The organism is Micromonospora sp. NPDC005979 (assembly GCF_040614415.1).
Lineage (GTDB): Bacteria > Actinomycetota > Actinomycetes > Mycobacteriales > Micromonosporaceae > Micromonospora.
This window is the reverse complement of sequence record NZ_JBEXUR010000007.1, coordinates 285,480-306,807: the sequence shown is the minus strand read 5'-3', so window position 1 is coordinate 306,807 and position 21,328 is coordinate 285,480. Positions and strand designations below refer to the sequence as shown.

Below are 21,328 nucleotides of genomic sequence, written 5' to 3'. Positions count from 1 at the left end.
ACCCCGGCGGTGGCCGCCGGCACGGGTGGCCACCGCCGGATTCCCGCCGACCGGGCTTTCATTGACACTGATCAAAATCCGCTCCTACCATCGCTACGAATCGATTCGCCCGCCCCGCCACCACCCCTGCGGCGCGTCGGCACACCCCGTGCGCTGCCACGACTCTCCAGGAGCCACCCTGTGCGTACCCCGTCCCCCACCGGGCCCGGCCTGGCCCGCGATCCCATCCCGAGACGTCGCCCCGGACGCCTGGCCATGCTGGCTGGCGCGTTTGCCGGCGCCCTCGTCCTCGTCACCGTCGGCGCCACGGCCGGCGCCTCGTCCTCCGCCGCGGAGGCCGCGGCGATGGCGGCGGCCATCGCGCCGGGACAGAGCACCACCATCGTCGGCGCGGCCTCGGGCCGGTGCCTGGAGGTCCCCAACTCCAGCACCGCCAACGGCACCCAGACCCAGCTGTGGGACTGCACCGGCGCGGCCGGCCAGACCTGGACCTGGACGTCGAGCAAACAGCTATCGGTGTACGGCAACAAGTGCCTGGACGCCTCCGGCCGTGGCACCACCAACGGCACCCAGGCGATCATCTGGGACTGCAACGGCCAGACCAACCAGCAGTGGAACGTGAACAGCAACGGCACCATCACCGGCGTCCAGTCGGGGCTGTGCCTCGACGCCAACGGGGCCGGCACCGCGAACGGCACGAAGATCATTCTCTGGGCCTGCAACGGTGGGGCCAACCAGCAGTGGGCCTCGCCGAGCACGCCGCCGACCACCGGCCCGCCGACCTCCGCCCCGCCGACCACTCCGCCGCCGGGCGGCGCGCGGCCGTGTGACATCTACGCCTCCGGCAGCACCCCGTGCGTGGCGGCCCACAGCACGACGCGGGCCCTCTACGGGACGTACGCCGGCAACCTTTACCAGGTCCGGCGCTCGTCGGACAACACGACCCGCAACATCGGGCTGACCGGTACGGGCGGCACTGCCAACGCGGCGACGCAGGACTCGTTCTGCGCCGGCACGACGTGCGTGATCACGGTGGTCTTCGACCAGTCCGGGCGCGGCAACGACCTCTGGTACCAGGGGTCGAGCGTGGTTCCGGGCTCGCCGCAGAGCAGGCCGGCCACCGCCACCACTGAGTCTCTGACGGTGGGCGGCGCTAAGGCGTACTCGCTCTACATCAACCCGGGCAACAGCTACTGGCGGGACGGTCACCTGACCGGCGTGCCGACCGGCGCCGCGCCCGAGGGCATGTACATGGTGACCAGCGGCACCCACGTCAACAGCGGCTGCTGCTTCGACTACGGCAACAGCGAGACGACGCGCAAGGCCGACGCCGCCGGGGCGATGGACGCCATCAACTTCGGCAAGCAGTGCTGGTTCGGCGGTTGCTCCGGTACCGGCCCGTGGGTGCAGGCCGACCTGGAGTGGGGTCTGTTCCCGGGTGGCAGCAGCTCGTGGAACCCGAACCAGCGGGCGTTCACCAGCAAGTTCGTCACGGCGACGCTGAAGAACAACGGTACGTCCCGCTTCGCCATGAAGGGCAGCGACGCGCAGTCGGGCGGCCTGTACACGCTGTGGGACGGCTCGCTGCCGTCCGGCTACAGCCCGATGAAGAAGCAGGGCGCGATCATCCTGGGCAGCGGCGGCGACTGCTGCAAGCCCGACGGCGGCGCGAACCTCAGCGCCGGCACGTTCTACGAGGGCGCGATGGTTGCGGGCTACCCGTCCGACGCGACCGAGAACGCGGTCCAGTCCAACGTGGTGAGCGCCGGCTACCGCTGACGAGAATCAGGACGTCGATCCCCCGCCGGCCGCACGGCCGGCGGGGGATCGACCTCGCTCAGCGCTATTCGTACGATCTCCAGCAGGTCGCGGCCCGGGTGGTCCATCCAGTGCTGCATGGCGACGCGCAGGGCGGCCAGGAAGGTCGCGGTCAGCAGGCGGGCGCGCAGCGCCACCTCGGCGCCGGTGAGGCGATGCGCGAGCTCGGTCGCCAACTCGCGCTCGATCGCGGTGTACGCGGCGACCTGGTGCGCGGCCAGGCCCGGGTGCCCGCGCAACTGCCGACGTCGGGTCAGCCAGATGTGGTCCAGCTCGCGCGACGACTCCGCGGTGAACTGTTCGGCCGCCCGGCTCAGCACGGTCCACGGCGGCTCGTCGCGCGGGCGCTCGCGCACCAACTGCACCAGCCGGCGCAGGCGCATCGTGTCGCCGTAGAAGAGCGCCTCCTCCTTGTTCGAGAAGTAGTTCGAGAACGTCCGCCGAGAGACGTTGGCGGCGTCGGCGATGGCCTCCACGGTCACGCCGTCGGGCCCGTGTTCGGCGGCGAGGCGCAGGGCTGCCTCGTGCAGGGCGAGGCGGGTGGCCGCCTTCTTGCGCTCCCGTAGGCCGGTGATCTCGTCCATCGCCGTCAGCGTACGTCGAGTGACCGGCTTCTCAATGGGCAAACTTGCCGACTGGGCAAGATCGGTAGATGCTTGCGTGAGGCAACCAACTCGGGTGTGCGGATGCCGTACGCCTGGTTGTCGTTCCGGAACCCACGACAAGCGGGAGGCCGCGCGATGAGCGCACCCACCACCACGGCCGGCGCCGAGCCGATGAGTCATCGGCAGACCCTCGAGGCGCTCAGCGGCCTGCTGCTGGTGCTCTTCGTCGCGATGTTGAGCAGCACGGTCGTCTCGACCGCGCTTCCCAAGATCATTGGCGCGCTGAACGGCTCCCAGACCCAGTACACCTGGGTGGTCACCGCGACCCTGCTCACCGCGACGGCCACCACCCCGATCTGGGGGAAGCTCGCCGACCTGTTCAACAAGAAGCTCCTCATCCAGGTCGCCATCGTGGTGTTCCTGTTGGGCTCCGTCATCGCCGGCTTCTCGCAGAGCGCCGGCCAGCTCATCGCGGCCCGCGCGTTCCAGGGCATCGGCGTCGGCGGCCTGCAGGCACTCGTCCAGGTGGCGATCGCCGCCATGATCCCGCCCCGCGAGCGGGGCCGATACAACGGCTACCTCGGCGGCGTCATGGCGGTGGCGACCGTCGGTGGCCCACTGCTCGGCGGCCTCATCGTCGACACGTCCTGGCTCGGTTGGCGCTGGTGCTTCTTCGTGGGCGTGCCGGTCGCCGTCGTCGCGCTGATCCTGCTCCAGGTGACCCTGCACCTGCCGACCTTCCGGCGGGACAACGTCAAGATCGACTACCTGGGCGCGAGCCTGATCGCCGCCGGCGTGAGCGTGCTGCTGATCTGGATCTCCTTCGTCGACAGCTCGTTCGCCTGGGTCTCGTGGCAGAGCGCGGCCATGGTGGCCGGCTCGCTCCTCCTGCTCGCCCTCGCGGTCTGGGTCGAGTCGCGGGCGGCCGAGCCGGTCGTTCCGCTCGCCATCGTGCGCGAGCGCACCACCGCCCTGGCCATCCTGGGCAGCCTCGCGGTCGGCATGGCCATGTTCGGTGGGGCCGTCTTCCTCGGCCAGTACTTCCAGATCGGCCGGGGTTACAGCCCGACGGAGGCCGGCCTGCTCACCATCCCGTTGATGGCCGGTGTGCTCGGCTCCTCGATCGTCGCCGGCCGGCTGATCACCCGGACCGGGCGGATCAAGCCGTACATCGTCGCCGGTTCGATCACCCTGGTCGTCGGGTTCGGCCTGCTCGGCACCATCGACCACGAGACGTCCCTGGTGCTCGTCGGCGTCGGCATGTTCATCGTCGGCACCGGCGTCGGCATGACCATGCAGAACCTCGTCCTGGCCGTCCAGAACACGGTGGCCCTCAAGGACATCGGAGCGGCCAGCTCCAGCGTCGCGTTCTTCCGGTCGCTCGGCGGCGCCGTCGGCGTCTCGGTGCTCGGCGCCGTGCTGGCCCACCGGGTCACCGACCAGATCACGCGCGACCTGACCGCCGCCGGGATCCCCACCTCCGGCAGCGGTGGCGACAGCAACCTCAACATCACCGCGCTGCCCGAGGGAGTTCAGCACATCGTGCGGGCCGCGTACGGCGACGCCACCGGCCACATCTTCCTCATCTCCGCGGCCATCGGGGTGGTCGGCATCATCGCCGCGCTCCTGCTCCGGCCGGTCACCCTGCGGACCAGCCTCGACCTGCCGGACGCCGCCACGTCGACGGCGGTTGCCGCCGACGCGGTCGACGGAGCGCCCGCGTTCGACCAGGTCGCCGCCGATTCCACGGTGAAGGGGGCGCCCGAGCGGCGCTGACCTCTCCAGAGCACCAACCCACGGGCCGCCACCGTCACGGACGGTGGCGGCCCGTGGGTTGAGAGAGATTGAATCGAGACGCCTGTGGGAATCGCCGAGCTGACGGCGTCGAGGCCAGTCACGCCCGGCCGGCGGGCCGCTCCGGCGCGCCGGGCCGCGCGGGAGCTGCTGCTGGTCGCCACGCTGTTCCTCCTCTACAAAGGCGCGCGGATGGTGGTGGCCGGTCGGGTGTCCACCGCGCTGGCCAACGGCGAGTCGGTCTGGCGCCTGGAGCGGCTGCTGCGCCTGCCCGACGAGGCCGTCGTCCAGCACCCCGTGCTCTCGCACACCCTGCTGGCGCAGCTGGCCAACGGCTACTACGCGTACGTGCACTTCCCGGCAACGACCCTCACCCTGGTCTGGCTCTACCTGCGGCACCCGGCGCGCTACCTGCGCACCCGCCGTACGCTCGCCGTGCTCACCGCGGCGGCCCTGGTAGTGCACGTCGTGGTCCCGCTGGCGCCGCCCCGGCTGACCGCGCTGACGGCCATGGTGGACACCGGCAGCCGGTACGGGCCCTCCGTCTACGGGCCGCCCGACACCGACGCGCTCAGCAACCAGTACGCGGCCATGCCATCCCTGCACGTCGGGTGGGCGCTGGCCGTCGCCGTCGCGCTCGTCGCGGTGACCCGTGGACGCCTACGGTGGCTGTGGCTGACCCATCCGCTCGTCACCATGCTCGTCGTCGTGGCCACCGGCAACCACTACTGGCTCGACGCTGTGGTGGCGGCGGCGATGCTCGGCGTCGTCCACCTGGCGCTGCCGGTGTCGGCACCCGCGGCCGACGCCGAGCCCGACATCAGCCCACCGGTACGCCGTACTCCCGCTCGGTGAACAGGTCGACGTCGCGCGGACCCAGCTTGGCGATCCGGCGGGCGTGCAGGGCGAGATGCCGACGTGCCTCGCCGAGGCGGCGGCTCGCGGTCGTCATCTCGTCGGACGCCTCGAACGGTTCCCTCCCGCTGGCCTGCAACGCGGCGGCCAGCACGGCGTTGTACGCGGTCATCAGCCCGTTGGCGAGCGCGATGCCGTCCTGGTCCCCGCGCGTCCAGATCTCCGACCACGCGGCCTCCACGGTGACCATGTCCCGGGCCAGCCAGTCGTGCAGCCCCATCGGCCCCAGCGGCTTGTGCCCGCCCAGCAGGTCGTTGCCCGCCTCGGGCAGCCCCGAACGCCAGTACCGGGTTTGCCGCAACGCCTCGACCTTGTGGGCGAGGCGGAGCGCGCCGGACAGGACCAGGACGTACGCCCGCTGAAGCTCGGCCCGCTCGCGTTGGCGTCGCTTGACCCGGCTGTGCGTCCACACGACGAGAAGTGAGGCGCAGGCGGTGATCGCGGAGCCGAGCAGAGCGGCCAGGGTTGAGTTCACGCCGACATGATGCCTGCCGCCGATCGGTGTCGCCGCGCGGGCTCGGGCCCGGTCCGGTTCTTCCCGGGCAGGCGTCGTCGGCGTCCTTTCGTTACAGCTTGACGAACGGCATGTTATCGCTCACAGTCGATGTCGAGGCGACCGTACCCACGGCTCACCGGGCGAGCCGTCCGCTTCGGGCCCGCACCATCGAAAGACGTCCCCTCCGGGCAAGCGGACGTCGCGATCAGCACCTGTTCCCAGCCGCCGGCGACGCGCGGCGGATGTCGCGCGCCCGCGCGGGCGTCGTCCCGAACGTCCTTCCCGCGCGCCGCCCCGCTGCCACCGACCGAGAGGGATCCGCCCATGAGAACAAGGTTCGCACTGCTGGCCGCCGCGTTGGCGACGGCTCTGGCGACGATGACGGCCGTGGTCACGGTCGCCACCCCGGCGTCGGCCGCGACCCTCACCCAGGTGACCAACTTCGGCACGAACCCGACGAACCTGCAGATGCACCTGTACGTGCCGGACCGGGTCGCGGCGCGTCCGGCTCTCCTGCTCGCCCTGCACTACTGCACCGGCAGTGGCCCGGCCGTGCACACCGGCTTCGGGCTCAGCTCGCTGGCCGACCGATACGGCTACATCGTCATCTACCCGTCCGTGACCCGGAGCAGCAAGTGCTGGGACGTCTCCTCCCCGCAGGCCCTGCGCCGCGACGGCGGCAGCGACCCGGTCGGCCTCAAGTCGATGGTCGACTACGTCCGGAGTCGCTACCCGGTCGACCCGGACCGCATCGGTGTCGCCGGCTTCTCCTCGGGCGCCATGATGACCAACGTGATGGTCGGCCTCTACCCCGACCTGTTCAATGCCGGCGTCAGCTCCTCCGGCGTCCCGTTCGGATGCTTCGCGACCACCAACGGCGCGGAGTGGAACAGCGAGTGCTCCGGCGGGCGGATCGTGAAGACGGCGCAGCAGTGGGGCGATCTGGTGCGCAACGCGTACCCCGGCTACACCGGCAAGCGTCCCCGTTTCCAGATCTGGCACGGCACCACGGACACCACGTTGAGCTACGTCAACTTCGGCGAGCAGATCAAGCAGTGGACCAACGTGCAGGGCGTGTCCCAGACCCCCAGCTACACCGACTATCCGCAGGCCAGCGCCACCAGGACGCGGTACGGCGGCACCGGCGGCACCGCGCCGGTCGAGGCGATCAGCTTCCAGGGGTACGGCCACTCCATCCCGTTCGACGCCGCGCAGGCCATCCGGTTCCTCGGCTTCGACACCACCAGCGGCACGACGCCGCCTCCGACGACGCCGCCCCCGGGCGGCACGACCGGGGCGTTGCGCAACTCCGCCGCCGGCCGCTGCCTGGACGTCCCGGCGCAGTCGCGCACGAACGGTACCCAGGTGGCGTTGTGGGACTGCAACGGCGGCGCGAACCAGCAGTGGGCCTCGACGGCGGGCCGGCAACTCCAGGTGTACGGGACGAAGTGCCTGGACGCTGAGGGCGCCGCGACGACGGCGGGCACCCGGGTGATCATCTGGGACTGCACCGGAGGCGCGAACCAGCAGTGGAACCTCAACACCGACGGTTCCGTCACCGGTGTGCAGTCCGGACTGTGCCTCGCGCCGAACGCCGGTGGAACCGCCAACAGCACCCAGGTGGTGCTCGCGACCTGCAACGGCGGCAACGCTCAGAAGTGGACGCGCGGTTGAGGCGTACCCGATGGTGGTGAGCCGGAACGCGGCCTGAACCACCGGTGTGGCCCGACCCGGGACATCCCGGGTCGGGCCACGCGGCGGTCACGCGCTCTCAGCGGTAGCCGGCGGCGACGATGTTCGCCTGCACCGCGTTCTCGGCCGCGTCGGACGGGTAGCCCGCCACCATCGCGCCCTCGTAGAACGTACCGACGCTCTGGTTGGAGTTGTCGATGCAGCAGTCCCCGCCGCTGCCGAGGATGATCGCGCCCTGCTTCCTCATCGGGCTGTACCCGCGTGGCAGCGACCCGTCATAGAGGGTGTAGAGGCCGCCGGACTGGGCGTTGCTGCCCTTGATGGCGAAGCGTGAGGTGCCGTTGTTCTTCAGGGTGGCGGTGACGAACTTGCTGGTGAAGGCCCGCTGGTTGCTGTTCCAGGAGCTGCTGCCGCCGGGGTAGAGGCCGTACTCCAGGTCGGCCTGCACCCAGGGGCCGGAGCCGGAGCAGCCGCCGAACCAGCAACTGGTGCCGAAGTAGATCGCGTCCATCGCGCCCGCGCCGTCGGCGCGGCGGGTGGTCTCGCTGTTGCCGTAGTCGAAGCAGCAGCCGCTGTTGACGTGGGTGCCGCTGGTCACCATGTACATGCCCTCGGGCGCGGCGCCGGTCGGGATGCCGGTCAGGTGCCCGTCCCGCCAGTAGCTGCTGTTGCCGTTGATGTAGAGCGAGTAGACCTTGTTCCCGCCGACCGTCAACGACTCCCTGGTCGCGACCGCCGGTTGTACGGCCCCGCCGATGCCGCCGGACCCCTGGTAGCCGAGGTTGTTGCCACGCCCCGACTGGTCGTAGATGACCGTGATGACGCACGTGGTGTTCGCGCAGAAGCTGTCCTGGGTGGCGGAGTTGGCGCGTCCGCCCGCGCTGAGGACGCCGATGGCACGGGTGGTGTTGTCCGAGGATCGGCGTACCTGGTAGAGCGAGCCGTTGTAGGAGGCGTACAGGGCGCGGGTGGTGCTGTGCGCCGCGACGCAGGGCGTGCCGCCCGCCGCGTAGATGTCGCAGGGCAGTGTCGTGCTCGGTGGGGGAGTGGTGGGCGGTGGTGTGGTGGGTGGCGGCGTCGTCGGTGGCGGGGTCGTGGGAGGCGGCGTGGTGGGCGGTGGTGTGGTGGGTGGCGGCGTCGTCGGGTCCACCACGCCGTTGCAGGTGACGCCGTTGAGGGCGAAGGAGGTCGGCGTCGGGTTGCTGCCGGTCCAACTGCCGTTGAAGCCGAAGCTGGTGCTGCCGTTGGTGGGGATGCTGCCGTTGTAGGCGGCGTTGGTGACGCTCACCTGGGCGCCGGCCTGGGTGAAGCTGCCGTTCCAGAGCTGGGTGACGGTCTGGCCGGCGGCGAAGTTCCAGGTCAGCCGCCACCCGTTGATGGCGTCGCCCACGTTGGTGATGGTGACGTTGGCGCCGAAGCCGTCCTGCCACTGGGAGTTGACCGCATAGGTGACCTGGCAGCCGGCGGCGGCCGCCGAGGCGCCCGTCTGGGCGGCGGCCGCGCCGACGAGCACGAGGGTGACGGCCGCGGCGACGAGCGCCGGCCGCCGATGGCGGATGTCTTGGGGTCGCACGTTTTCTCCTCAAGGGTGGGAGTGGGCGGTGTGCGGGCCCCGCCCCGTTCACCCTGCTCGGGCCCGGACTCTGAGCAGGGGGACGACGGGACGGGGCCCGGTCCGCGGGCGCGTACGACGTCGCCGGAACCGTCCGGCGCGGGATCGACCGTGCGGACGGGGTTGGTCGGCGGACCTGGCGCGACGGGTACGCGGGTGGTGCGGTCGCCGCCCGCGACCCGGGGTCGCGGTGACGGCGGTGGCTGTGGCTGTGGCCTGGAGCGGTTGTGGGTAGGCCGATCGACGGCACGGCTCCGGCCGATCGAGGTGATGTCGACCTGCGGGCGTCGCTGGTCAGGCATCCGTCGTCCGGCCCTCGGCACGGGTCGCCCGGTGGTGAGCTCGGGCCGCCCGTGTCGGCCACGCTCCACCCGCCCGCGCCGCGAACGACGTAGACCGCGGCCGGGGCCAGCAGCTGGACGGCACCGGTGACGGTCAGTTATCGACGGCCGTCGTTACGTTAGCGTTAACAGGCGGCCCTGTCCATAGACGATTGTCGGTAGCTGCCGGTCGGTTCCGGGCACTCCCGCCTCTGTGCGCGGAGCGAGCGAGGTGCCGGTCCGGATGTTCCGTGCGGCGGATGGCCGCGAGCGTGCCCTGGCCGAGCGCTCAGGACGCCTCGCGGACCCGCGGGTCCGCGAGCCACACGTCGGCGAGGTCGCTGAGCGGGACGCCGAGGACCTCGCTGAGGCAGACCACGGTGCCGAAGGCGGGCGCCGGGAGCCGACCCACCTCGATCTTGCGCAGGGTCTCCGGTGACATGCCGGCGGCAAGGGCGACCTCGACGAGACTGCGGCCGCCCCGCGCGACCCGCAGCGCCGCGCCAAGGCGTTGCCCCGCGGCGATCTGCTCTGGTGTGAGCGGTGGCCGAACCATGTGAGCAGGATAGTTCCGCCCCTGAGGGCCGGCAATGTCGACCCGCCGGACTCCCCCACGGCGTGGTATAAATATACCGCACCGGATGGGGAGGGTTTGTCGTGATCGAGCTGAAGTCTGCCGCGGAGATCGACCGGATGGCCGTGACCGGCCAGTTCGTCGGCGAGCTGCTGGCCGAGCTGCGGGCGGTGGCCGCTGTCGGCGTCAACCTGATGGAGATCGAGCACCACGCCCGCCGCCGCATCGCCGAGCGGGGCGCCGAATCGTGCTACTGGGACTACACGCCGTCGTTCGGTCGTGGGCCCTTCCGTAACGTCCTGTGCCTCTCGGTCAACGACGCTGTGCTGCACGGCCTGCCGCACGACTACCTCCTGCGCGACGGTGACCTGCTGAGCATCGACATGGCGGTCGAGATCGACGGCTGGGCCGCCGACTCGGCGCTGTCGTTCGTCGTCGGCGCTCCCGCCCCGGCCGACCTGAAGCTGATCGAGGCCACCGAGGTCGCGCTGAAGGCCGGCGTCGACGCCGCCCGACCGGGCAACCAGCTCGGCGACATCTCCGCCGCCATCGGCGAGGTCGCCCACCGCTACGGCTACCGGGTCAACAACGAGTTCGGTGGGCACGGCATCGGTCGCACCATGCACGAGGCCCCGCACGTGCCCAACAACGGCCGTCCCGGCCGGGGCATGATACTCAAGCCCGGCCTGACACTCGCGATCGAGCCGTGGTTGTGCCGGACCACCGACAAGATCAAATTCGACCAGGACGGTTGGACGATTCGATCCTCGGACGGTTCGCGCTCGGCCCACTCCGAGCACACCATCGCGGTCACCGAGTCCGGTCCCCGGGTGCTGACGTCCCGCCCCGGGGAGGACTCGGAACGGGGCCGTCGCAGCGGACAGTCGGCCACGGCGTCCTGACCGTTGGTGAAAGGAAGGGCCCCTATTAGCCCCGGCTAACAGGGGCCCTTCCTTTCACGCGCCGTGGCGGGGCCCAGCGGCCGCAGGCGGGGCCGCGTCAGCGCAGGCCCGCGAAGAGGTCGTCCTCGGGAACGGGCGCGTCGGTGGTGTCCCGCACCCGGACGAAGGTCTCCACGCCCATCAACTCGGTGAACCGCTCCTGGCCGAGCTGGAGGAAGAAGATGTTCTCGGTCTGGCTGGCGTGCGCGGCCAGGGCCTCGAACTTCTGCGCACCGTGGGCGCGGGTGTCGACCCAGGTGGTGATCTCGTCATCGGGGAGACCCAGCTCCGGCATGTCCGACGACTCGTCCGGGTCGGCCCACTCGACGCCGAGCTCCTTCATGATCCGGCCGAACTCCTCGAACGCCGTGCGGGGCACGGTGGTCCAGTAGACCTTCGCGGGGACGTCGGTCTGCGCCACGGCGGCCATGGTGATGCGGTGCGCCTGGATGTGGTCGGGGTGACCGTAGAAGCCGTTCTCGTCGTAGGTGACGACGACGTCCGGCCGGTACCGGCGGATCAGCTCCGCGAGCCGGTCCGCGGCCTGCGCCACCGGCGTCGTCCAGAAGGAACCGGGCTGGTCGTTCGTCGACCAACCCATCATCCCGGAGTCGGCGTAGCCGAGCGTCTCCAGATGGGTGATTCCCAGGGTGGCCGCGCTGACTTCCAGCTCGGCCTGACGCATCGCCACGACGGCGGCGGGGTCGTGACCGGGCTCGCCGGGCTTGACCCCGCCCGGCCCGTCGCCGCACCGCCCGTCGGTACAGGTCACGAGGACCGTGGTGACACCCTCGGCGGCGTACCGGGCGAGGACGCCACCGGTGCTCGTCGCCTCGTCGTCGGGGTGCGCGTGCACCGCCATCAGGGTCAGGGATCGCTCAGCCATGTCATCACCCTACGACCAGCGGCACGCCCCGACGGGGCAGGCGACGCATCCTAGCCATCCGCCGGCCGGTCCTGGCCTCTTCGCCCAACGCGCCGTCGGGGCGCTCGGAGCTTCCTACGCTGTCGGAGCGGCCGGCGCGCCGATGCCACGCGCCAACAGCCTGAACGAAAGGTACCGGTTCCATGGCGGTCTTCGAGGACGTGCGACAGATCGACGCCGGGGTCCTGAACGTCGGGTACGTCGACGCCGGCCCGCCGGATGGGCCGCCCGTGATCCTGTTGCACGGCTGGCCGTACGACATCCACAGCTTCGCCGAGGTGGTGCCGCTGCTCACCGACGCCGGTCACCGGGTCGTCGTGCCGTACCTGCGGGGGTACGGCACGACGCGCTTCCTCGCCGACGACGCCGTCCGCAACGGTGAGCCGGCCGCCATGGGGCTCGACCTCGTCGCCCTCATGGACGCCCTGGGCATCGACAGCGCGAAGCTGGCCGGGTTCGACTGGGGAGCGCGTACGGCCGACGTCGTGGCCGCGTTGTGGCCCGAGCGCTGTGCGGGCCTGGTATCGGTGAGCGGTTACCTGATCGACGGTCAGGAGTCGGGTCGGGTGCCGCTGCCGCCGAAGGCCGAGTTCTCCTGGTGGTACCAGTACTACTTCGCCACCGAGCGCGGCCGGCAGGGGTACGACCGCAACCGCCGCGACTTCGCCCGGCTCATCTGGCAGACGGCATCGCCGAAATGGACGTTCGACGACGCGACGTTCGACCGCAGCGCGGCCGCGTTCGACAATCCCGACCACGTCGACATCGTGATCCACAACTATCGGTGGCGGCTGGCCCTGGCCGAGGGCGAACCGCAGTACGCCGAGGTGGAGAAGCGCCTCGCCGGCAAGCCGAAGATCACGGTGCCCAGCATCACCCTGGAGGGTGACGCCAACGGCGCGCCCCACCTGGACCCGGGCGTCTACGGCAAGCAGTTCTCCGGCCGGTACGAGCACCGGACCGTCGGTGGTGGCGTCGGGCACAACCTGCCCCAGGAGGCGCCGCGGGCGTTCGCCGACGCGGTCCTCGAGGTGTGAGGCCGGGCCGCTGTCAGTGCGCGGAGGCCGTCCGTCCGCGCCGCCGTCGACCCGGCGTCGAGGTCGGCTCCGGGCGTTCGACGCGGGTCGGGTCGCCCCGCACGAGGTCGTCGTGGATGCGCCACCTGGCTGTGGTGACCGCGCGGCGGGCCGCCTCGTCGCCGCGCTCGACACGTTGGCGCAGCAGGTCCAGAGCGATGCGGCGGTTCTGACTGAACTGCCGTTCGTCGTCCACCACCACGACGATGCCCGACGGGCGGTGGGTGGCGCGTACCGCCGTGCTGGCCTTGTTCCGGTGCTGGCCGCCGGGACCGCCGGTGCGGCAGCCGACGATGTCGACGTCGGCCTCGGCGAACGTCGTCGGCGCAGCGTCGCTCGGCGGCGGTTGCGCCGTCACGTACCAGTTCTTTCGACCCGCGCTCGTCCGGTAGGGGCTGGGCGCCTGCCAGCACAACGTCCCCGTCCAGGAGGCGGCGAACGCCTCGACGTCGACGCCGGACAGCCGGATCAGCACCGACCGGTAGGTGCCCGGCCGGTCGCCGGGCACCACGTGGACCCGCTGGACCGCCACGCCCTGCCGGATGGCGTCCTCTTCCAGACGGCGCAGCAGGTGGGCCAGCGCCCACGCGCACTCCCGCGGCCCACGGCCGGCGGACAGCAACAGAGCCGGGCTCACGACCGACCCCGCCCGCGACGCTGTTCCCGCCGGTCCGAGCGAGGCGCGGCCCCGACGTCCGGCGTCTTGTAGGTGACCAGCGGGATCGTGGTGGCCACCGGCGTGGCGAGCTGGTGCGCGACGAGATCGCCGATCACCTGCTCGATCCGCTTGTACGCGGTGGGCGCCTCCTCGAAGAGCAACTGCCGGTCGCCGCACACCACCAGCGAACCCACCGGGGTACGACGTAGCTCCTCGATCGTGTGTTTGGCCCGGCCCCGGCGGAGCGCGTCGGCGCGGGACATCTTGCGACCCGCGCCGTGCGCCACCGAGTGGTTGGCGTCCGCCCCGGCGTGGGCGGCCACCAGGTACGACGCGGTGCCCCGCGTACCGGCGACGAGCACATCGCGAGCGTCACCCGGCGCCGCTCCCTTGCGGTGCAGGTAGACGCCGTCGCGCACCTCGACCAGGTTGTGGCACTGGTCGACGACCGGCTCGGTCGGTTCGGCCCCCAGGGCGTACGCGACCCGGGCGGCCAGCAGCCGCCGATTGAGCGAGCCCCAGCGCACCGCATCGTCGTGTCGGGCCAGGTAGGCGGCCGGGTCGGGGGCGGGGCCCGCCCCGTGCGTCTCGGTGTGCGTCCGCAGGATCCGCTCACCCAGGCCTCGCGAACCGCTGTGCACGACCAGGACGAGGTCACCGGTTGCCAGCCCGAGACGGTCGGCGTGCTCCGGCGCGAAGACGGTGTCGACGCGGGCCAGCTCGACGAAGTGGTTGCCGCGGCCGACCGTACCGAGCCCGTCCAGGTGGCCGGCGGGAACATCGCCGGAGAGGACGGACCAGGCGGGGTCGTCGGCGTCCCGCTCCGGGTCCAGCGCGCGGTCGAGGTCGGGGAACCGGGCGGCCAGCCGCTCGGGTACGACGCGCCGGAGTCGAATCGGGAAGACGGCGATACCGCAGCCGATGTCGGAGCCGACCAGGAACGGGTACAGGACTGTCGACGCCATGGCCGCGCCGATCGGGGCGCCCTTGCCCGGGTGCAGGTCCGGCATGCCGGCGACGTGGACCATGCCGTCGAGGGCGGCCACCTGCCGGCACTGGTCGAGCGCCGCGGACTCGATCCAACTCGAGGCGGACGCGAACACGGTGACGGTGGCGGGAGTGGACAGGGACAGGGACTCCCCGGGGGAGTGGTGCTCGGACAACGACGCTCACTTCTCGACGAGTCGTAAGTGGACGGACGGCGGTACGGCACCGGGCGGCGTGAAATGGCCTCGGCGCGGTGCTCAGGTGGTGTCCGTCAGTACGTCATGGGCACCACTGTGGCGATGTCCGCTGCGAACGGCAACTGGTTATCGGTGGGGCGTGGGCACCTGCCGACCCGGCACGATTGACGCCGCTCGCCATCTGTCGGATGGGTGATGGCCCGGGACGCGGCTCACCCGTCATCATCCGGGAATGCTGACGGGGCGTGACGGCACGCTCGCCGAGGCCCGCGCCGCGCTGGTGCGGGCCGACGGCGCCGTCCTGATCGGTCCGGCGGGGGTGGGTCGCACGGCCCTCGCTCGCGCGGTGGTCGCCGACCTGCCGCCGCGGCTGTTCGCCGCGGTGTGGATCACCGCCACCGAGGCGAGCAAGGAGGTGCCCTTCGGCGCGCTCGGTCGACTCCTCACGGGCGGTCACCCCGCCCTGCACCCGGCCCTGGTGCACAGCACCGTCCTGACCAGCCTGGTCGAGCGGTGCGGTCCGGCCCGCACGCCCGTCCTGGTCGTCGACGACGCCCACCTGCTCGACGGTCCGTCCGCCGGTGTCCTGCTCGGCCTCGTGCAGGCCCGAGCGGCCCGGGCCCTGCTCACCGTCCGGTCGGGGGTCCCGGTGCCCGACGCCGTCGTCGCGCTGTGGAAGGACGTCGGACTGTCCCGACTGGTGGTGCCCGCCCTGACCGAGGCCGAGGTCGGCGCGCTGGCGGCGGAGCGGTTGGCGGGTCCGGTCAGCCGCTCCACCACCCACCTGTTGTGGCAGTGGACCGGCGGACTGCCCCACCTGGCGGTGGCGTTGCTCGACCACGGGCAGGAGGTCGGTTCGCTGGCCCGCGACAGCGACCAGTGGCGCTGGCGAGCCGGCCTGGCGGTGCCCGCACAGGTGGCGGACCTGCTCGACCGGGAGCTGGACCGTGTCGGCCGCACCGGTGAGGAGGCGCTGGCCGCGATGGCACTCGGCGGGCCGCTGCCGCTGCCGGTCGCGGAGGCCGCCGCGTCGCCGGAGCTGCTCGCCGACCTCGAACAGCTCGGTTTGGTCCGCAGCGAGGAGCGCGGCGACGAGGTCCTGGTGCGGTTGCGCGACCCGATGCTCGGCGCGGCGGTACGCCGACGCATGTCGCCCGCCCGGCGTCGCCGCATCGCCGCCACGCTGCTGACCGGCGCACGGCGGGCCACGCCGCACGGCTCGCACGCGGTGGCCCGCGCGCTCTGGGCGGTGCACGCCGGGCAACCGGTCGACCCGCCGGAGCTGGTGCGGTCGGCCGGCCTGTGCCTGTACGCCGACCCGGCGGCCTCGGAACAGTTGGCCCGGCGAGCCTGGCAGGAGGGTGGTGGGGCGTCGGCGGCGGTCGCGCTCAGCGCCGCCCTCGCCGAGCAGGGCCGCGCCGTCGAGGCGTACGAGACGCTGCGTACCGCCGCCCGGGACGCCGACGTGGCCGGTGACCCGACCGCCCGGGTGACGGCGGGCGTGGCCCTGGCCGCGCACCGCCTCTGGGTCGGGCGGGAGCCCCGACAGGCGTACGACGACCTGCGGCGACTGCGCGCGGACGCCGATGCGGCCGGTCGGGCGGAGTTGGCCGCGCACGGCGTGCTGGTCCAGTTGTTCAGCGGCGGGTCGGCGCGGGCGCTGGCGAGCGCTCGTCAGCTCCTGGGTGAGTCGCTCCCGCGCGGCGCGCGGCTACGGGTCACGCTGGCGTCGGTCGCGGCGCTGGTGCTGACCGGCCGCACCGAGGAGGCGGTACGGGTGGGCCGCACGGTGGTCGAGGCGGTCGAGCGGTCCGGCTCGTCGGCCATGCCGCAGATCCGTGGCATGGCCGGGGCCGCGCTGGCACTGGCCGAGCTGTGGCGTCAGCCCACCCCGACCGGTCCGGTCACCGACCCGGCCGCCGGTCGGTGGCCGCTGCCCCCGGACCCGCTCGTCTCCGGTCTGTCCCCCACCGCCTGGCCCCTCTTCGACGGGTACGCCCAGCGAGTCAGCGGGGATCGGGCGGGCGCCATCAGCCGGCTCCGGGACGCCGTCGCGCAACAGGCCGGTGGCAACGGCATGTTCCGCGCCGAGGCGACCGGCTGGCTGGCCGTCACCCTGGCCGAGGATGGCCGCCCGGACGAGGCGGAGGCGGTGCTGCGGGAGCACCCCGTCGACGCGGTCGCGCTGATACCGGGGCTGCGCCCGTGGGCGTTGGCGGCGGTCGCCGCGGCGACCGGTCGGCGCGTCCAGGCGGGCGAGCTGATGGACGAGGCGATCGTCGTCGCGCACGCCTCCGGCAGTTGGCTGGTGGAACTGGGCTATCTCATCTACGCCGCGCACCTGGACCCGGTCGCCGGTCCGGCCCGCTACGCGGACCGCATCGCCGAGGCTCTCGTCCACGTGGACGCCAAGCGGCTCGTGGCCGCCGGCCGGGCGGTGATCGCGCTGGCCCAACGTGATCCCACCGTGATCCTGGAGCACGCGCACCGCCTGGTGGACATGAACATGACCGGCGAGGCGCTGAAGGTGGCCGGCGAGGTCGGCCGGCGGGCCGGGGTCAGCGACACCGTCCGGCTCGCCGTCGACCTGCGTGCCCGGCTGCGATCGGCGGTGCGGGACGACCCCGCGAGGGTGGCGGGGCTGACCGCGCGGGAGCGGCAGATCGCCGGGCTCGCCGCCCGGGGCCTGTCCGATCGGGAGATCGCCGAGGCGTTGGTGCTGTCGGTGCGTACCGTGCAGACGCATCTGGGACGGGCCTACCGCAAGCTGGCGGTGACCTCCCGGCGGGACCTGTCGGACGCGTTGCGGCCGGCTGGCTGAGGCCACCGGCGGTGGCCGAGGCGCGACGCGCGCCCCAGCCACCACGCTAGGAGTTCTTCGTGTAGCAGGTGACCCGGCCGTTGGAGTCCTCACGGCAGTCCGCGCCCTTGGCGCCGAGGACGTTGATGCTGCCGACCAGGAACGTGAAGCCCAATCCGGTCAGGATACCGATGCCCACCTTCTTGGCGACCTCGGCGAAGTTGGCCGTGACGTCGAGCCGGAAGCTGACCGGCGCGTACCGGATCTGCTCCCACAACTCGGCGATGCGCGGATCCTGGCCGGTGATGCTGAAGTCGTCGCTGCTGTGGTCGTCGGTCACCCGGCCGGTGGCGACGGCCACGAACACCTGCTTGTGCTGGTCCACGACGTTCGGGCCGGCGGCGAAACTCCAGCTGTGGCTGAGGAAGCCGTTCTCGTGTACGTGCCCCTGGAACCAGTAGTGGCCGTCGCTGGCCATCCGCAGCCAGGCCGTGCCCTTCACGCTCGACGGCAGCAGGCTGCCGGAGAACGTCTCGGTCCACTCCTGTTCCAGCCGGTCCATCGCCACCCTCGTCGACCCGGCCGGATGCCCGACCTGCGCGCCCACCTGACGCAGCGTCAGCGGCGCACGGATGTCGAGGTACCGGCCGGCGGCGGTACGGACGCTGGTCATGACCTCACTCCCTCGACTTCCAGAAGTGGGTGGTCCCGTTCTCGTCCTTGTACGCGTGGACCTTGCCCGGCTGGCCGAAGAACGCGACCCACCCGGCGACCACCGCGCCGAAGATCACCACCGGAATCCACTTCAGGATGTTGCCGATCAGCTCTGCCACGTTCATCGACACGCTCAGCCGGAAGTTCACGCTGGCCGTGCTGAGCTGATCCCAGTACTGCGCGATCCGCGGGTCCTGCCCGTGCTCGGCGAAGTCGTCGCTGCTGTGGTTGTCCGACACCTTGCCGCTCGCGGAGAAGACGAAGGCGTTGCCGTCATCGTCCACGAAGCCCGGCGTGGCGACCAGCGACCAGTTATGCGTGACGGCGCCGTTCTCGTGCACGTGCCCGTCGAACATGTAGCCGCCGTCGCTGAACAGCCGCAGCCACGCCGAACCCTTGACGCTGGAGGGCAGCAGGCTCCCGGAGAACCACTCGCTCGACGTCTGTTCGAGCTGTACGAGCAGCCGACGGGTGGACCCGGTGGGGTGGCCGAGCTCCGTGCCGACCTCCCGCACCGTCAGGGGCGCCTCGAACCGGAGGTACTTTCCGGCCTTCTGACGCAGGCTGTTCACGACGTGGTCACCATGATCGGCACCAGTGCCCGTCCGGTCTGCAGCGGCCCGAGCGCCTTGCCCAGGATCGCCCCGACCGCCTTGAGCGGGTCGGCCACCCGCATGGCGTGTCCCCGGGTGGGGGAGGTGGTCAGCAGGTCGCCGGGGCGCACCGCGCCGTGCGCCGCGTCGACCAGGCAGTAGACCTTGCCGGCCAGGGCCAGCGGACGACGCTGCTCGCTGTCCGGTCGCCGGTCCAGCACCATCGCCGGCGCGAAGCTGCCGGCGCCGGAGACCACGCCGGCCACCGCCGTGTCGTACGGCTTGTCGGCCAGCTCCAACGCGCCGGTCTCGCCGATCACGAGCACCGCGCCCGGGATCGCCGACGGCAGGTGACCGGCCGCGACGTCGAACTCCTCGGCCAGGTCGGCGTTGCTGAGCGAGATGTCGCCGTGCACGCCGTCGATGACCACGGTGTACGCCCGGGTGTCCGGGTTGGCGAAGGACATCGAACTCTGGTCACCACTGATCGCGACCGTGTAGGTGCGCGTCTTGCTGTGGCAGAACTTGATGTGGTTGTTGGCGCCGTCGAGGTCGACCTCGTTCGCCGCGACGACCTTGGAGCTGACCGCGTTGGTCGCGGACACGTTGGTCGCCGTGACACTGGGGCTGTTGACGTTGTTGGCGGCCCACACGTCGCCCGTCGTGCCGTTGAGCAGCAGCCGGTACTGCCGGGTGTCGGGGTGGGCGAAGGACATCGAGCTGTGCTCGCCGTCGATGCCGATGGTGTACGTGCGGGTCTTGCTGTGGCAGAACTTGATGTGGTTGCCCGGCCCGTCCAGGTCGACCTGGTTGGCGTTGAAGCTCCGGCTGTTGACGTTGTTGGCGGCCCACAGGTTGCCGTTCTGCCCGTCCAGAACGGTCGTGTAGGCGCGCTTGTCGTTCGCCAGGCTGATGGTGCTGGTGCCGCCGTTCATCCCGATCGTGTACGCGCGGGTCGTGAAGTTGGTGAGTACGAGAGCGTTGTCGGCGCCGTCGAGCACGACGGCCCGGGCGGCGACGGTGTCGGCGGTGATGGTCGTCGGCGGTGTCGCCGTCGGCGTGGCCGGTGCCGCCGGGGCGTCACCCTTGGCCGGCGGTGTCGCCGTGGCGGGCGATCCGTCGGCGCGCTGCGCCTGCTCGGCCTCGCGGGCCGGCGCGGGTGCCCGGACCGGCGGCGGCGCCGGTGGGGCGACGTCCGCCCGGGCCGGAGCCTCGTCCGGGGTGGTCCGTTGCGGCGGTGTGGTCGGTGCGGTGGTGGGCCGGGCGATCGCCTCGGCGCTGTCCGGGTTGCTGGCCTTCGCGGCCTCGTTGCTGGTCATGTGTCCATTGCAGCCGCGAGCCGGGTGGTCGGGCGTCCGCAGCCGCTACGTAGATTGGCCCACCCGACTACGTAGTCGCCGGCCGGCGTACGCTGCCGCGATGGCCACACCGCGTCGCATCCTGGTCTACGGGGTGTACGGCGCGGGCAAGTCCACTCTGGCCGCGCGGTTGGCGCAGCGCCTCGGCGTGCCGTGGTATCCGGTGGACGACCTGCTGTGGCTGCCGGGCTGGGTCGAGGTGCCGGTCGCCGAGCAGCGTCGCCGCATCGAGAAGATCTGCTGCCGGGACGCCTGGATCCTCGACGGCGCGTACCACGGGTGGCGGGACGTACCACTGGCGCGCGCCGACCTGGTCGTGGCCCTGGACTACCCGCGGTGGCGTTCGTTCGGGCGTCTGCTGCGTCGTACGCTGCGTCGCCTGTGGACAGGCGAGGTGATCTGCAACGGCAACCGCGAATCGGTCGGCAGTGTGCTGTCCCGGGACTCGATCCTGCTCTGGCACGTCGCCGCGTTCGGGCGCGCGCGGCGGCGGATGCGCACCTGGCAGGCCGATCCGGCCGGCCCGCCGGTTCTCCTGTTCACGCACCCCGCGGCCCTGGACGACTGGCTGTCGAGCCTGCCGACCCGGTGAGCGCGCTCAGCCCGCCAACTCGTCGAGGCGGGTCGCCCGGCCCACGACGCACGGCGAGGAGGGGCTGGAACTGCCGGTCGGGAACCGGAAGCGTCGCAGCTCCTCGACGGCGAACCCCGCCGCCGCGATGGCGGCCGTGGTGTCGCGGCCGGTGTGGCAGCCGGCGAACAGCTTCGGCCACAGCGTGGCGTCGGACAGCCGCTGGACCCGGCGCAGGCGGCTGGGTTCCTCGGCCGCGACGTGCTCGAAGAAGCGCAGTTGCCCGCCGGGGCGCAGCACGCGGTGGATCTCGGCGAGCGCTGCCGCCTGGTCGGGTACGGTGCACAGCACCAGCGCGACCACTGCCGCGTCGAACTCGCCGTCGGCGGCGGGCAGCGCCTCGGCCAGGCCGTCGACGACCCTGACCGGCACCGGTGCGCCCGCGGCCGCGCGGACGGCGGCGGCACGCAGGCGACGTTCCGGTTCGACCGCGACGACCTCGGTCACGGCGCGGTGGTAGTGGGCGAACATGCGTCCGTTGCCGGCGCCGACCTCGACCACCCGGCCACTCAGGCCAGCGGCCAGGTCGCGGCGGAACTCGGCGGTGCCGGCGCGGTCCATGGCGACGCTGAGTCGCTCGTAGACCCGCGCGAACACCGGATGGGACACAGCGGCCACGTCG

The 21,328-nt window shown here is 72.0% G+C and carries 19 protein-coding genes; 8 read left to right on the top strand and 11 right to left on the bottom strand.

Going from position 1 to position 21,328, the window contains the following annotated elements:
• The first annotated feature begins 180 nt into the window (after positions 1-180).
• Entirely contained in the window at positions 181-1,779 is a 1,599-nt protein-coding gene (locus ABZ272_RS14800) for an arabinofuranosidase catalytic domain-containing protein (protein WP_355050471.1), read from the top strand.
• Here the strand turns inward: ABZ272_RS14800 and ABZ272_RS14795 are convergent.
• The gene (locus ABZ272_RS14795; protein ID WP_355050470.1) at positions 1,770-2,402 is read right to left on the bottom strand and encodes a TetR family transcriptional regulator; all 633 of its coding nucleotides are present in this window, start codon (positions 2,400-2,402) and stop codon (positions 1,770-1,772) included. The genes ABZ272_RS14800 and ABZ272_RS14795 overlap by 10 nt on opposite strands.
• A gap of 156 nt (positions 2,403-2,558) precedes the next feature.
• Here ABZ272_RS14795 and ABZ272_RS14790 point away from each other — a divergent pair, with 156 nt between their 5' ends.
• Together ABZ272_RS14790 and ABZ272_RS14785 are read left to right on the top strand one after the other, a co-directional pair.
• Positions 2,559-4,199, top strand: a complete 1,641-nt coding sequence (locus ABZ272_RS14790; protein WP_355050469.1) for an MDR family MFS transporter — start codon at positions 2,559-2,561, stop codon at positions 4,197-4,199.
• Between the two features lie 84 nt (positions 4,200-4,283).
• Positions 4,284-5,072 (top strand): phosphatase PAP2 family protein, encoded by a 789-nt coding sequence (locus ABZ272_RS14785; protein ID WP_355050468.1) that lies wholly within the window; start codon positions 4,284-4,286, stop codon positions 5,070-5,072.
• Here ABZ272_RS14785 and ABZ272_RS14780 read toward each other — a convergent pair.
• A complete protein-coding gene (locus ABZ272_RS14780; RefSeq protein WP_355050467.1) occupies positions 5,038-5,607 on the bottom strand; it encodes a hypothetical protein in 570 nt (189 codons plus the stop codon). The genes ABZ272_RS14785 and ABZ272_RS14780 overlap by 35 nt on opposite strands.
• Positions 5,608-5,952: 345 nt before the next feature.
• Here ABZ272_RS14780 and ABZ272_RS14775 point away from each other — a divergent pair, with 345 nt between their 5' ends.
• Positions 5,953-7,302, top strand: a complete 1,350-nt coding sequence (locus ABZ272_RS14775; RefSeq protein WP_355050466.1) for a PHB depolymerase family esterase — start codon at positions 5,953-5,955, stop codon at positions 7,300-7,302.
• Positions 7,303-7,399: 97 nt separating this feature from the next.
• Here ABZ272_RS14775 and ABZ272_RS14770 read toward each other — a convergent pair whose 3' ends face one another.
• Together ABZ272_RS14770 and ABZ272_RS14765 are read right to left on the bottom strand one after the other, a co-directional pair.
• Positions 7,400-8,893, bottom strand: coding sequence for an arabinofuranosidase catalytic domain-containing protein (locus tag ABZ272_RS14770; RefSeq protein WP_355050465.1), 1,494 nt, complete (start codon positions 8,891-8,893; stop codon positions 7,400-7,402).
• Positions 8,894-9,541: 648 nt separating this feature from the next.
• Positions 9,542-9,808 (bottom strand): helix-turn-helix transcriptional regulator, encoded by a 267-nt coding sequence (locus ABZ272_RS14765; protein ID WP_355050464.1) that lies wholly within the window; start codon positions 9,806-9,808, stop codon positions 9,542-9,544.
• 101 nt (positions 9,809-9,909) lie between these two features.
• Between ABZ272_RS14765 and map the strand changes: the two genes are divergently transcribed.
• Positions 9,910-10,728 carry a type I methionyl aminopeptidase gene (gene map / locus ABZ272_RS14760; protein ID WP_355050463.1) on the top strand — a complete coding sequence of 273 codons (819 nt, stop codon included), beginning with the start codon at positions 9,910-9,912 and terminating at the stop codon, positions 10,726-10,728.
• Between the two features lie 97 nt (positions 10,729-10,825).
• Here map and ABZ272_RS14755 read toward each other — a convergent pair whose 3' ends face one another.
• Positions 10,826-11,653, bottom strand: coding sequence for a PIG-L family deacetylase (locus ABZ272_RS14755; RefSeq protein WP_355050462.1), 828 nt, complete (start codon positions 11,651-11,653; stop codon positions 10,826-10,828).
• 182 nt (positions 11,654-11,835) lie between these two features.
• Between ABZ272_RS14755 and ABZ272_RS14750 the strand changes: the two genes are divergently transcribed.
• A complete protein-coding gene (locus tag ABZ272_RS14750) occupies positions 11,836-12,729 on the top strand; it encodes an alpha/beta hydrolase (protein WP_355050461.1) in 894 nt (297 codons plus the stop codon).
• Between the two features lie 13 nt (positions 12,730-12,742).
• Here ABZ272_RS14750 and prfH read toward each other — a convergent pair whose 3' ends face one another.
• Positions 12,743-13,405 carry a peptide chain release factor H gene (prfH, locus tag ABZ272_RS14745; protein WP_355050460.1) on the bottom strand — a complete coding sequence of 221 codons (663 nt, stop codon included), beginning with the start codon at positions 13,403-13,405 and terminating at the stop codon, positions 12,743-12,745.
• On the bottom strand, positions 13,402-14,589 hold the full coding sequence (locus ABZ272_RS14740) for an RNA ligase RtcB family protein (protein WP_355050459.1): 1,188 nt from the start codon (positions 14,587-14,589) through the stop codon (positions 13,402-13,404). Before ABZ272_RS14740 ends, prfH begins: the two co-directional genes overlap by 4 nt.
• Positions 14,590-14,842: 253 nt before the next feature.
• On the opposite strand from ABZ272_RS14740, the gene ABZ272_RS14735 reads away from it, so the two are divergent.
• On the top strand, positions 14,843-17,431 hold the full coding sequence (locus ABZ272_RS14735) for a LuxR C-terminal-related transcriptional regulator (RefSeq protein ID WP_355050458.1): 2,589 nt from the start codon (positions 14,843-14,845) through the stop codon (positions 17,429-17,431).
• A 46-nt stretch (positions 17,432-17,477) separates the two neighbouring features.
• On the opposite strand, the gene ABZ272_RS14730 is transcribed toward ABZ272_RS14735, so the two are convergent.
• The 3 genes from ABZ272_RS14730 to ABZ272_RS14720 are packed head-to-tail and all read right to left on the bottom strand — an operon-like array spanning position 17,478 to position 20,036.
• Positions 17,478-18,083, bottom strand: a complete 606-nt coding sequence (locus ABZ272_RS14730) for a hypothetical protein (protein ID WP_355050457.1) — start codon at positions 18,081-18,083, stop codon at positions 17,478-17,480.
• 4 nt (positions 18,084-18,087) lie between these two features.
• Positions 18,088-18,696: a hypothetical protein gene (locus tag ABZ272_RS14725; RefSeq protein ID WP_355050456.1), complete on the bottom strand. Its 609-nt coding sequence runs from the start codon at positions 18,694-18,696 to the stop codon at positions 18,088-18,090.
• The gene (locus tag ABZ272_RS14720) at positions 18,693-20,036 is read right to left on the bottom strand and encodes a hypothetical protein (protein ID WP_355050455.1); all 1,344 of its coding nucleotides are present in this window, start codon (positions 20,034-20,036) and stop codon (positions 18,693-18,695) included. The genes ABZ272_RS14725 and ABZ272_RS14720 overlap by 4 nt, the downstream gene beginning before the upstream one ends.
• A gap of 100 nt (positions 20,037-20,136) precedes the next feature.
• On the opposite strand from ABZ272_RS14720, the gene ABZ272_RS14715 reads away from it, so the two are divergent.
• Positions 20,137-20,667, top strand: a complete 531-nt coding sequence (locus ABZ272_RS14715) for an adenylate kinase (protein ID WP_355050454.1) — start codon at positions 20,137-20,139, stop codon at positions 20,665-20,667.
• Positions 20,668-20,673: 6 nt separating this feature from the next.
• On the opposite strand, the gene ABZ272_RS14710 is transcribed toward ABZ272_RS14715, so the two are convergent.
• Entirely contained in the window at positions 20,674-21,324 is a 651-nt protein-coding gene (locus ABZ272_RS14710) for a class I SAM-dependent methyltransferase (protein WP_355050453.1), read from the bottom strand.
• Positions 21,325-21,328: the final 4 nt, after the last annotated feature.

Bases quoted from the DNA above. Each gene is read 5' to 3' on its own strand.
- ABZ272_RS14795 (WP_355050470.1), bottom strand. From the start codon at position 2,402: ATGGACGAGATCACCGGCCTACGGGAGCGCAAGAAGGCGGCCACCCGC.
- ABZ272_RS14790 (WP_355050469.1), top strand. From the start codon at position 2,559: ATGAGCGCACCCACCACCACGGCCGGCGCCGAGCCGATGAGTCATCGG.
- ABZ272_RS14775 (WP_355050466.1), top strand. From the start codon at position 5,953: ATGAGAACAAGGTTCGCACTGCTGGCCGCCGCGTTGGCGACGGCTCTG.
- ABZ272_RS14765 (WP_355050464.1), bottom strand. From the start codon at position 9,808: ATGGTTCGGCCACCGCTCACACCAGAGCAGATCGCCGCGGGGCAACGC.
- ABZ272_RS14755 (WP_355050462.1), bottom strand. From the start codon at position 11,653: ATGGCTGAGCGATCCCTGACCCTGATGGCGGTGCACGCGCACCCCGAC.
- ABZ272_RS14750 (WP_355050461.1), top strand. From the start codon at position 11,836: ATGGCGGTCTTCGAGGACGTGCGACAGATCGACGCCGGGGTCCTGAAC.
- ABZ272_RS14735 (WP_355050458.1), top strand. From the start codon at position 14,843: ATGCTGACGGGGCGTGACGGCACGCTCGCCGAGGCCCGCGCCGCGCTG.
- ABZ272_RS14730 (WP_355050457.1), bottom strand. From the start codon at position 18,083: ATGACCAGCGTCCGTACCGCCGCCGGCCGGTACCTCGACATCCGTGCG.
- ABZ272_RS14720 (WP_355050455.1), bottom strand. From the start codon at position 20,036: ATGACCAGCAACGAGGCCGCGAAGGCCAGCAACCCGGACAGCGCCGAG.
- ABZ272_RS14715 (WP_355050454.1), top strand. From the start codon at position 20,137: ATGGCCACACCGCGTCGCATCCTGGTCTACGGGGTGTACGGCGCGGGC.